Annotated in this window: 14 protein-coding genes and 1 pseudogene; 11 read left to right on the top strand and 4 right to left on the bottom strand. The window is 46.2% G+C overall.

Going from position 1 to position 10,826, the window contains the following annotated elements:
* Nucleotides 1-167: 167 nt before the first annotated feature.
* Complete coding sequence (locus AK963_RS20435) at nt 168-467, bottom strand: hypothetical protein (RefSeq protein ID WP_066017281.1); 300 nt, start codon at nt 465-467, stop codon at nt 168-170.
* 346 nt (nt 468-813) lie between these two features.
* On the opposite strand from AK963_RS20435, the gene AK963_RS35680 reads away from it, so the two are divergent.
* The 9 genes from AK963_RS35680 (at nt 814) to frdD (ending at nt 8,501) form a co-directional block, all read left to right on the top strand.
* Entirely contained in the window at nt 814-969 is a 156-nt protein-coding gene (locus AK963_RS35680; RefSeq protein WP_238593800.1) for a hypothetical protein, read from the top strand.
* Nucleotides 970-1,342: 373 nt separating this feature from the next.
* Complete coding sequence (sctJ, locus tag AK963_RS20425; protein WP_066017279.1) at nt 1,343-2,122, top strand: type III secretion system inner membrane ring lipoprotein SctJ; 780 nt, start codon at nt 1,343-1,345, stop codon at nt 2,120-2,122.
* Between the two features lie 106 nt (nt 2,123-2,228).
* On the top strand, nt 2,229-2,921 hold the full coding sequence (locus AK963_RS20420) for a SctK family type III secretion system sorting platform protein (RefSeq protein WP_066017278.1): 693 nt from the start codon (nt 2,229-2,231) through the stop codon (nt 2,919-2,921).
* A complete protein-coding gene (locus tag AK963_RS20415; protein WP_083232805.1) occupies nt 2,900-3,559 on the top strand; it encodes an HrpE/YscL family type III secretion apparatus protein in 660 nt (219 codons plus the stop codon). Before AK963_RS20420 ends, AK963_RS20415 begins: the two co-directional genes overlap by 22 nt.
* Before the next feature lie 163 nt (nt 3,560-3,722).
* Entirely contained in the window at nt 3,723-4,919 is a 1,197-nt protein-coding gene (locus AK963_RS20410; RefSeq protein ID WP_066017277.1) for an amino acid permease, read from the top strand.
* Nucleotides 4,920-5,209: 290 nt separating this feature from the next.
* Nucleotides 5,210-6,985 (top strand): fumarate reductase (quinol) flavoprotein subunit, encoded by a 1,776-nt coding sequence (frdA, locus tag AK963_RS20405; RefSeq protein ID WP_066017276.1) that lies wholly within the window; start codon nt 5,210-5,212, stop codon nt 6,983-6,985.
* Between the two features lie 11 nt (nt 6,986-6,996).
* A complete protein-coding gene (locus tag AK963_RS20400) occupies nt 6,997-7,746 on the top strand; it encodes a succinate dehydrogenase/fumarate reductase iron-sulfur subunit (RefSeq protein ID WP_066017275.1) in 750 nt (249 codons plus the stop codon).
* The gene (locus tag AK963_RS20395; protein ID WP_083232804.1) at nt 7,746-8,135 is read left to right on the top strand and encodes a fumarate reductase subunit C; all 390 of its coding nucleotides are present in this window, start codon (nt 7,746-7,748) and stop codon (nt 8,133-8,135) included. The genes AK963_RS20400 and AK963_RS20395 overlap by 1 nt, the downstream gene beginning before the upstream one ends.
* 12 nt (nt 8,136-8,147) lie before the next feature.
* Nucleotides 8,148-8,501 carry a fumarate reductase subunit FrdD gene (frdD, locus tag AK963_RS20390; protein WP_066017273.1) on the top strand — a complete coding sequence of 118 codons (354 nt, stop codon included), beginning with the start codon at nt 8,148-8,150 and terminating at the stop codon, nt 8,499-8,501.
* Between the two features lie 52 nt (nt 8,502-8,553).
* Here frdD and AK963_RS20385 read toward each other — a convergent pair whose 3' ends face one another.
* Together AK963_RS20385 and AK963_RS20380 are read right to left on the bottom strand one after the other, a co-directional pair.
* Nucleotides 8,554-8,868, bottom strand: a complete 315-nt coding sequence (locus tag AK963_RS20385; protein ID WP_066017272.1) for a hypothetical protein — start codon at nt 8,866-8,868, stop codon at nt 8,554-8,556.
* Nucleotides 8,868-9,284 (bottom strand): hypothetical protein, encoded by a 417-nt coding sequence (locus AK963_RS20380; RefSeq protein ID WP_066017271.1) that lies wholly within the window; start codon nt 9,282-9,284, stop codon nt 8,868-8,870. Before AK963_RS20380 ends, AK963_RS20385 begins: the two co-directional genes overlap by 1 nt.
* 154 nt (nt 9,285-9,438) lie before the next feature.
* Between AK963_RS20380 and AK963_RS20375 the strand changes: the two genes are divergently transcribed.
* The gene (locus AK963_RS20375) at nt 9,439-10,134 is read left to right on the top strand and encodes an SDR family oxidoreductase (RefSeq protein WP_066017270.1); all 696 of its coding nucleotides are present in this window, start codon (nt 9,439-9,441) and stop codon (nt 10,132-10,134) included.
* 20 nt (nt 10,135-10,154) lie between these two features.
* Nucleotides 10,155-10,625 carry a hypothetical protein gene (locus tag AK963_RS20370; protein WP_139117554.1) on the top strand — a complete coding sequence of 157 codons (471 nt, stop codon included), beginning with the start codon at nt 10,155-10,157 and terminating at the stop codon, nt 10,623-10,625.
* A gap of 25 nt (nt 10,626-10,650) precedes the next feature.
* On the opposite strand, the pseudogene AK963_RS32295 reads toward AK963_RS20370, so the two are convergent.
* Nucleotides 10,651-10,826 (bottom strand): annotated as a pseudogene (locus AK963_RS32295) (IS256 family transposase); the annotation flags it as partial.

Below are 10,826 nucleotides of genomic sequence, written 5' to 3'. Positions count from 1 at the left end.
GAACACTTCCTGCCGTTTTAACGCATCCAGCGAATGCATCGCTTCCGAAAAATCCACTACAGGCCGCGTCTTGCCACAGTGCGGACATTGCTCGGTGCTCCTGCCATTAAAACTGACTGGCACTCTCGGTCTTGTCATATCTGCCTCCCTGCAGGATCGCTATGATTTTATCCAGAAACTTCGTTCAGAAAGTCGGCGACTTCGGGAGGAACCCCCTGTCCATCCTCAACGGACTCTGAGAGTTGCTCCATAAGTTCAAAATCGTCGAATACAAAAAGGAATTCAAGGTCATCACTGTCCAGCGTATTGAAGTCCTGAACACTGTCATTGGAGAAAGCCACCAATAACTCAGCCTCCCCGTCCTCTGACTCTAAAAAGTGAAAAACCAGTCCAACCTCACCCGTCTCAAGATTGTGGGTAGAGTCCCCTGTATAACGAATCACCGAACCCACTTCGAAATCCGACATGTCGCCATCCTTATTATTCTTTAGAGCTGTGCTTTGTCTGATGAAACAGAGGGAGAAATCGCCCCGTTCGATAGTCTGCCATTAATTGCCTGGTATTGACAAACGCATATGGCTCTCGGACTTGGGGACAGTGAGGAATATCCGGTGATCGACAATATTCTGACCGGGAAACGCACAGTTAATGATGTTCTGGAACAGGGAGCTGATTCCTTGACACCGGGTTATTGTAAATTTAAGTACCAAATCCTATGGCTTTTTATAACTGGTCTCGTAAGAGTGGCAGACCCATATTTTATAAAGGAGCTGAGCACGCTTGGGATAAGTCCTGCAGACTGGAATTGAGCTTATGATGAAGGATGAGGGCTACTCAAAATCATTGGTACACCAAGCCTGGATTCCTGCTGCAACATACCTGAGGCAGGGGGACAAAACACGCTCACTCAATATTGAAAGAGACTTGATCTTTAAAAATACAGATTATTATCCCGGTTTTAATGGCTGATGCGTGTTCTTTCAATCAAATAGTTGTCGATAGTTTTGTGAGTGAGAGAATGAAAATAATGGTGATTTGTGTACCATTAAATGTGTACCATTTTTAGTTAAAGAGTATATTGTTGTCTACTTAATCAAATATATAATTGATTTTTATGGAGTATTTGGTGGGGTATTTAAGGGTTGATGATTGAGTTTTACTGATGCGTAATCAGTAATTATTATTTTTCTGTAAGCTGAAGGAAAATAAGGTGATTTTCCTTCAGCTGTCATCCTTGAGCCTCTCTTTCCAAACTATATTCTGTAAATCGTAATTTTTCTCTGCAACTGGCCGTTAAAAGTAAGAGCAATAAATATTTTAACGTGCATAAGGTTGGCTCGTCATGAAACAGGGGTTTGTCCAGAGCTTTAGAGTTACATTACTGTGTCTCATCGGTCTTTTATTACTGGGATGTAAAGTCGAGCTTTATTCCGGGCTTGATGAGAAAGAAGGTAATCAAATGCTTGCCATCCTTCTTGATAATGATATTCCCAGTGAGAAACTGGTTGATAAAGACAAAATTGTCACCATCATGGTGGAAGGCGGTGATGTTGCAAGATCGATCAAGATTTTGAGCAGCCTTGGCTTTCCGAAAGAAAAGTACTCGTCGATTGGTGATATTTTTCCTAAAGATGGTTTGATCTCTTCCCCGACAGAAGAACGGGCCCGTTATACCTATTCCATGTCACAGGAGCTTTCATCAACACTGTCAATGATCGATGGTGTCGTGACTGCTCGTGTTCATGTCGTACTGCCTCAGGAGCAGGATAGCCTGACGGATGTCAACTACCCTTCCTCAGCCTCAGTGTTTATCAAGTATACCCCTGAGCTGGAGCTGGCTGGTTTGATTCCCAAAGTAAAAACCCTGGTGGCAAACAGTATTGAGGGGCTTTCTCTGGAGAAGATCACTGTTTCGCTGTTCCCGGCAACCCGCCTGAACTCTGGCAACTTTGACAGGCCATCAACAGAAACGGTGCTTTTTGTTGATGTCACGCCTAATTCTGCAGGGGTTATTCGAATCGTTGTCTATTCTTTGATTCTCCTGCTGGTATTGGCACTGGGTGCCAGTGGCTATTTCTTCTGGATGATGGAACAGAAGAAAAAGAAGAAGAAAAAAGGATGATCGTTAATAACGGATGAGTTGCCCGGGACCACAATCATTGTGGGACGGTGCATGCCCCGTTAAATGGTTATTCGGTTGAGTGAATATGGTTAGAGTGAAATGACCAATGAACAGTAACAATGTTTTTCAGGACAACAATGGAACAAGCCTGTTCAATCACATGGTTGAGTTTAACTTCTTTCCTGTTCGGTATGTCCATACGAGCTGGCTTAAATCGGATAAACATTTCAAATTACTTAAAACGCTTCAGTCCAGCGTGCCTGCAGAGTTTAATATATCAAACTATTTATTAAGTAAGTTTGGTATCTCGAAGCAGTTTGATTATGACTTTGACCGCCTGGATAAAAGGATTGTATTTGCCAGTGCCGAAGAAATTGAGCGGCTGGCTTTATACATTGGACTGATCCTGAACGAAGGAACTGTCCGGTCTGTTATACGCAGGGATGAGCGTATGGCACTGCAGAAATGTCTGGGAGAAGAGGCCTACCGTTTTACGGTGAAAAAAGCGCAGTTTATCAGCAGGGCATCAGAAAAAAATGGTCCCAGTATCCTTATTGACTGGAAACACCTGGATCGATTTAAAGCCTTTCTGGAAATGAATGGTCAACAGGTCATTGCCACAGCGTTTTCTGATTTGCCCGGAGCCTTTCGGCAACGATTGATATTAAAGATGCCCAGCAGCTGGAAAAAGACGTTGAGTTCACCAGATGCGGGGGGGCTGGGTAAAGCCCAGTGCGTGAAGTTACTGCTAAAAACACATAAAGAGGTGAATCGACAGTGGCGGCACCTGTTATCCTGAATAATGTCCAGCTGGAGCTGGATCCAACCTGTAAAGTCCTCAAGGCAGATGATTATGTTGTCTATCTTGAAGCTCAGGAAATAATTAAGGCTGCCCAGCAGCAGGCTGCAGGCATCGCTGAGGAAGCACGCCAAGCCTATGAGCAGGAAAAAAATCGGGGGTATCAGGATGGTTTGGCTGAAAGCAAGGCTGAACAGACTGATCATATGTTGAAAGTCGTCAGCAGGACGATCAATTATCTTTCCGATATTGAAAATACGCTTGCGAATATCCTGCTGTCCGGTGTTAAAAAGATCATCGGAGAGTTCGATCAGGAAGAGTTGGCCATAAGCCTGGTTAAAAATGCCCTGCAACATGTCAGAAATGAGAAGCATGTAACCATCCGTGTTCCATCTGCTCAGTACAGTGCTGTCCAGGCGCGCCTGAATACCATCCTGGCCGAGTATAAAGGCGTTGGTTTTATTGACCTTGTTGCTGATCCCCGGTTGTCATCCGGCGATTGTATTATGGAGAGTGAGATCGGTGTTGTTGATGCCAGTGTGGATGTTCAGTTACGGGCCTTGCAGAAGCGGTTTGACAGTCTCCAGTCATTAGCTGCACGGAACCGCGAGGCCGATATGGCTGACAAGGCTGAATAGAGAACGAATCTCCTGGTTCAACCCTATCAGCACTTTTTGAAATAAGCAGTATTCACCTCCGCTTGAGACTCACTTTGTCCACCAGGACATAATTAGGCGAGCATCTTTGCTAAATTCCCCTATCTTTATCACTGAAATTTATATTCAGTGAAGGTGCTCGCTTATGTCTGAACCAAGTCGTTCTACCGTAATTGGCAGTGCTTTAATTTTGGCAGGAACGGCAATAGGTGCGGGCATGCTTGCTTTGCCACTGGTATCAGCCAGTACAGGCCTGATACCAGTTATGATTATTTTTGCGGTGACGGCATTTTTTGCGGTTATCTCCGCCCTTTATGCCTTTGAAGCAAATGTTGCCATCAAACCTGGCTGTAATTTGTATACCATGGCCAGCAGAACATTAGGGCGAATAGGGAAGGTTCTTTCTGCAATTGCGCCTCTTGGGCTTTTTTACGCATTGATGTCCGCATACTTTTCGGGGGGGGGATCATTACTGGCGCAGTACGTTCAAATAGCAGTTCCTGGAGCGTCCTCTCAATTGTGCGTGATTTTCTTTGCTCTGATTGCCGGTGCTTTTGTTTATTACAGTACCCGGGCAGTGGATCTTGTTAACCGTATCTTTTTTACCCTGATGATCGTTACTTTCATCCTTGCTCTGATTTCACTGGCACCTTCGGTGCGTTATGAGAGTATGATACATACGGCCAAGGTTGAGTATCTATCGGTTCTGGCTGCATTGCCGGTCATATTTACTTCGTTCGGTTATCATGGTGGCATTCCCAGCATTATCATTTATCAAAAGAAGCAGCTGAAGCATATTCCACTGATTTTTCTTTTAGCGACCCTGATCCCGCTGACGGTTTATACATTTTGGCTGATGGCTGTGATGGGGGTATTACCAGAAGGCTTATTACTAAGAATCAGTCAGTCATCCGGGGCAACGGCTCATTTAATTTCAGCATTAAGCAGTGACAAAGATGTCCATACCATTCTGTATTTGTTTTCAGACTTGGCATTATTAACATCCGTATTAGGCGTAGCTCTGGGGCTGTTTGATTATCTTGCCAACTTATTACAAAGAGCAGATACCCGAATCCATCGGCTGCAAACCGCGCTGGTGACATTTATCCCACCGGTTATTATTGCCATTATGTTTCCGGACGGTTTTGTCGCAGCCTTGGGCTATGCTGCGGTTGCTCTGGCAATTCTGGCTATCCTTCTGCCTACGGCAATGGTCTATGTATTAAGGAAAAAGCCGGCCTATGAAAACCCGTTTCGGGCACCTGGTGGAACTATTTTGATGTCAACCTGTTTTGTGTTTGGCTGTATTATCATTCTGTCCCAATTTATTTCCAGGCTATAGGTTTTTTTGCGTAAGTTGATAATTAAAAGCGAACTTGTTGTTAACTAAGCCTTAAATTTGCATACCCTAAAATTAAAGCGCCTGTTTATAGTGGTTGACCCTGTTTATCCGTATTAAAAATATGGTTTTTCCGAAAAATTGATTTATTTTTGTTCTATGTCAATGGCTTTAATTTTTGGGTTATATAAACTTCAGTACTAGATTTTTAACCCTTTTCTAATTATTCAATTTAGCCAGTTCGCTGGCTATCCCTGTTTGGGGTGGTGGTGAATGGTGGTAGAGGTTTGCGTATGCAGGTCATAAAGGCTGATGTGGCCATCGTCGGTGCCGGAGGTGCCGGTCTTCGGGCTGCGATTGCCGTTGCAGAAAAAAATCCTGAGCTGAAAGTTGCACTGATTTCCAAAGTCTACCCTATGCGGAGCCATACGGTAGCTGCAGAAGGCGGTTCCGCCGGTGTGATTCAGGATCATGACTCTCTGGAAAACCATTTTGTGGATACGGTTGCCGGTGGTGACTGGCTCTGCGATCAGGATGTTGTGGATTATTTTGTTTCCCATGCCACTGAAGAGATGATCCGCCTGGAGCACTGGGGCTGCCCCTGGAACCGTAAGGACGATGGTGACGTAAACGTTCGTGCATTTGGTGGTATGAAAATCGAGCGTACGTGGTTTGCTGCAGACAAGTCTGGCTTCCATATGCTTCACACACTGTTCCAGACGTCCACCAAATACCCATCCATTGAACGCTTTGATGAGTATTTTGCGACTGACCTGATTATGGAGGATGGCCGTGCACAGGGCGTCGTTGCCATCGAAGTGAAAACTGGTGAACCTAAAGTATTCTTCGCGAAGTCGGTCGTTCTGGCAACAGGCGGCTCTGGTCGTATTTTCCGTTTCAACACCAATGGTGCCATTGTTACCGGTGATGGTCATGCCATGGCTTTGCGTGCCGGTGCACCTCTGCGTGACATGGAGTTTGTTCAGTACCACCCAACCGGTCTGCCTGGTTCTGGTGTTCTGATGACAGAAGGCTGTCGTGGTGAAGGCGGTATCCTGTTGAATAAGGATGGCTACCGCTATCTGCAGGATTACGGCCTGGGACCAGAAACCCCGGTTGGTCAGCCAAAGAACAAGTACATGGAACTGGGTCCGCGTGACAAGCTTTCCCAGGCATTCTGGCAGGAGCAGCGTAAGGGCCGCACCATTGAAACCCCACTGGGTGATGCGGTTCATCTTGACCTGCGCCACCTGGGTGAGCAGAAACTGATGGAGCGTCTGCCACTGATCTGTTCCCTGGCGAAAAATTACCTGGGGGTTGATCCGGTTCATCAGCCAATTCCGGTACGTCCTGCTGTTCACTACACCATGGGTGGTGTCAGAACTGACATCAATTGTTCCACCGATCTGGCAGGTCTGTTCGCTGCGGGTGAATGTGCCAGCGTGGGTATGCACGGTGCTAACCGTCTCGGTTCCAACTCTCTGGCAGAGACAGTGGTCTTCGGCAAGGTTGCGGGTGAAAGTGCGGCTGATTTTGCCAGTCAGAACGTGATGTCTGATGAAAGTAAATTGCTGGATCAAGCCAAAGCGCATCTGGCGGCTATCGAAAGCCTGCGTAATGCCAACGGTACTGAAAAAGCGTCTCACCTGCGTCATGAAATGGTGAAATCCATGGAAGACAGCTTTGGTATTTACCGAGTGGGTGAAGAGATGCAGGCTGGTCTGGACAAGATCTCCGAGCTGCGTGATCGCTTCAAGAACGTGAAGGTAGAAGACAAGAGTAAGGTCTTCAATACCGAACTCCTGCAGGCCTTTGAACTGCAAAGCTCCCTGATGGTTGCTGAGTGTATGGCCATTGGTGGTGTTGAACGTAAGGAATCCCGTGGTGCGCACCAGCGTATTGATGGTTTCGAAGCCCGTGATGACGTCAACTTCCTGAAACACTCCGTCACCTTCTTTAACGGTGATGCCAAGCCTCGTCTGGAATATGAAGACGTTAATGTAACCCGATTCCAGCCAGAAGAGCGCGTTTATGGCGCGGCGGCTGAGAAAAACGGTGAAGGGAAGTAAGGAGGCCTGTCATGAGTGATAAAACCATAACCATCGAGATTCTGCGTTACAATCCGGAAACCGATGACAAGCCGACGTTTGGCACTTTTACTATTCCTTATGTGGAAGCCTGGTCCATGCTGGATGCCCTTGAGCATATCAAGGACGAACTGGACTCTACGCTGGCTTACCGCTGGTCCTGCCGTATGGCGGTGTGTGGCAGCTGTGGCATGGTCATTAACGGCACACCAAAGCTGGGCTGTGAAACCTTCCTGCGGGATTACTATCCGAACACCATCCGGGTAGAACCACTGGCTAACTTCCCGATTGAAAAGGACCTGGTGATTGACTCTGAGGACTTCATCAAGAAACTCGAGTCAGTGAAACCTTACATCATCAATGCGATGGAGAAGCCGGTTGAAGAGGGTGTGAATAAGCAGACGCCTCAGCAGCTGGGCCTTTATAAGCAGTTCTCCATGTGCATCAACTGCATGCTCTGCTACTCCGCGTGTCCACAGATGGGCTTGAACCCATTGTTCACCGGACCGGCAGTGATTGCCCTGGGTCACCGTTACAATCTGGACAGTCGTGATGATGGCTACGAACAGCGAACTGAAGTGATTCAAGGCAAGAATGGTGTCTGGTCCTGTACCTTTGTTGGCTACTGTTCTGAGGTTTGTCCGAAGAATGTTGATCCGGCTGCTGCCATCAATCAGAATAAATTGCAGGGTTCCCAGGACTGGGCGCTCTCTTTCCTGATGCCACGAAAAGGAGACAAGTGATGAGTCGTCGTCCCTATGTGCGTCCGATGAAGCGCACCTGGTATATGGATCACCCTTATTACCGCAATTACATGATTCGGGAATCTTCCTGTGTTGTTGACGGTCTTTATGCGCTGAACCTTTTTGCAGGTCTGGTGCAACTGGTGCGAGGTGAAGCAGCCTGGAATAGCTGGCTGGCTTTACAGGCTAACCCGCTGATGATTCTGTTCACTGTGGTGACTCTGGGGCTGACCATTTATCATGCAGTGACTTACTTTGACATGACGCCACGGGTGCTGCCACAGCAGATTCGTAAGATGGTCAAGGATCATGTAGTCAACAAGCTGATGTATGTTGGTCTGGCTGTATGTTCAGCGGTTATTCTGGCAGCTAGTGTGTTTGGGCTTTAAGGGAGAGGTAAGATGAGTAATAAGCGTCATATTGAACCTCTGTTATGGAGTTTGTTTGGTGCAGGTGGTACCACTATCGCTTTTTTCTTTCCGGCCATTATTTTTGTGGTTGGGTTGGGCGTGCCTCTGGATATAATTCCCGCTGAAGCGCTTTCCTACGAACGAATGTCAGCCTTCTTTCTGGATAGCTGGATAGGTAAGCTGGCGCTGATGGTAGCTCTGGTGCCTTCTTACTGGGCCTGTATTCACCGTATCTATCATGGTTCTCATGATTTGGGCTTTCATCCGGGAGTGGGTGTTAAGGTCGTTTGCTACGGTGGCACCTTGATTCTCAGCCTGGCAACGATCGTTTTGTTGCTGGTGTGATCTGATAGAAAAAGGGGCAAAGCCCCTTTTTCTTTGGCTTGAATTATGATAACTACCTTGTGGGGGCAATTTTTTCCTGAAGGTATTTCTGTTCAATTCTTCTCTGGTTTCTGGAAAAATTAATTTCCTGTTCCAGCTTAGGTTTTTGCCCTATCAAAGATTCTTCCTGTTGATAAATCAATGCTGAAATCTGGCGGTGGATATCTTGAGTGATCTGGTCAACCAGCTGGTTTCGATTAATTTTGGCCGGTGAGTGTTTCTGAATGAATGTATCCACCGCTACTCTGGACATCATGCCGAGTAGGCTGTCATGCTCATCAGCTCGCTGAATGATTAATCTGAGGCTATCCAGTTTCTCCTGACTCATTAGACTAACCCCTCAATCAGTTTTGGCAATGCTTCCTGGGGAAAAAGTATTTTGAAGTGGTTAATAATAATTTTTTGAACATCTTCAGATTTCCAAATGCCCTCATTTTTTAATAGTGATATGGTCTGATCCAGTTCTTTAAGATTGCTGCAATGCTGTTGAAGCGCCGAAGAGAAGCCTGACAATTCACCCTTTTTAGCAAGTTGTATAATCATATTCAGGTTTTGAGGGCTTATCTGCCGTCTTTCCAGGCTTTTTACTTCAGTGTTTTGGACAGATTTATCGTGATAAACCTGCGCCTCAGCGTGACTCGTGTCTCTGATACCATGTCTACCTTTTTGGGTACCCTGTACCCCTGACTCTTTTGACTGAGAAGTCTGGTTTTGTGGAGTTGTGCTGGATATTTCTCTTGCCATTGTACGTACCTGTCCATGGTAACGTCTTGATACAGTCACTGTGCCAGAATAGCGTGACTATCATTTGTAATAAACTGTTGTCACTATGAGATAAAATATCGACCATTTTATTGAAACTTCGATAAAGAAGTGTTTCTGTTCTTCAGGAGGCAGTATGCAAAAAGTAGTTGTGGTCACCGGCGTTAGCCGGGGACTGGGTCTGGAGCTGTGCCGTCAGTATCTTGCCGAGGGCGCAAAAGTTTATGGTTGTTGCCGTTCTCCTGAGCAGTCTCAGAAACTGCTGGAGCTTAAGCGCATTGCTGGTTACCAGTTTGAATTGGTTCCTCTGGATATTACCCAGCCCGGAATGATTCATAACCTGCAATATGTGATTGAAGAACCCATTGATATCCTGATCAATAATGCCGGGATCTATGGCCCATCCGGTCTGTCTTACGATGAGGTTACCGTTGACCCATGGATGGAGGTTCTCAGAGTTGATGCTGTAGCCCCGATGATGGTTACGCAGGCGCTGGTCGAAAAAGTAGCTCAGAGTCATGATAAGAAAATCATCATGATGTCCAGCAAAATGGGGAGTATGGGAGATAACCAGAAGGGCGGGAGCTATATCTATCGCTCTGCTAAAGCGGCATTAAATGCTGTGGGTAAGAGTCTGGCTGTTGATCTTGCTGAGAAAGGTATTAGTGTAGGCATATTGCATCCTGGCTGGGTACAGACCGATATGGGGGGAGTCAATGCGCTGATTGATACTGAAACCTCCATCCGAGGGATTCGCAAGGTTATTGATCAACTTTCTTTGAAAAACAGTGGCCAGTTCATCAATTATGATGGTTCAGTGATTCCCTGGTAAATTGATTAAGCTGGTGAAATTTGAATGTTATCTATAGTTCATCGTTACACTTTTTTGCTCGTTATGGCTTAAGCCTAACGGTGCTGTTTCTATTGTCTGCCATTCCATCTGAAATCGCTGGCTTTTACCTCCAACAGTCTTTTGCTGGCAATAGCGAGATGAGTGGTGGGGTTGCAGACTTGTTTGCCTCAGTGTTGATAGAGCCACTTGCCACGGGGGCCGCGATCTTCTTTATTGAGAGTCGTGATCAGGGGGAGAAGTTAAGCCTTTATGACAGTTTAATAAAGTCGACGGGTATCTATTTTCAGTTGGCGACCAGCTACCTGATCGTGTTTGTGATGGTAATGCTCGGGTTTAGCCTCTACCTGATACCAGGGTTTTATCTACTGTATAAATTGATGTTTGTGGAGTTTCGAGTTGCCCTTAAGGGTGAATCACCAATGGAGGCCATTAAGGCAAGCTTTAATCAGACGAAGGGAGCCTGTAAATAATTCTGTGTAAACGCCACCAAAACTATTACTCCTTGAACCGGTCAGGAAACATAATTTCAAACCGGTTCATGGCTGCTTTCCAGTTCCTGATCGGCATGGTCCATTTCTCGGAAGCTTTTTCCATGGCCAGATAGATTACCTTCATGACTGACTCATCAGTCCGAAAAATCTTCCGGTTCTTGATCGCCTTACGAATGACGC

The organism is Endozoicomonas atrinae, assembly GCF_001647025.1.
GTDB classification, from domain to species: Bacteria; Pseudomonadota; Gammaproteobacteria; order Pseudomonadales; family Endozoicomonadaceae; genus Endozoicomonas; species Endozoicomonas atrinae.
This window is presented reverse-complemented; position numbering and strand designations above follow the sequence as displayed.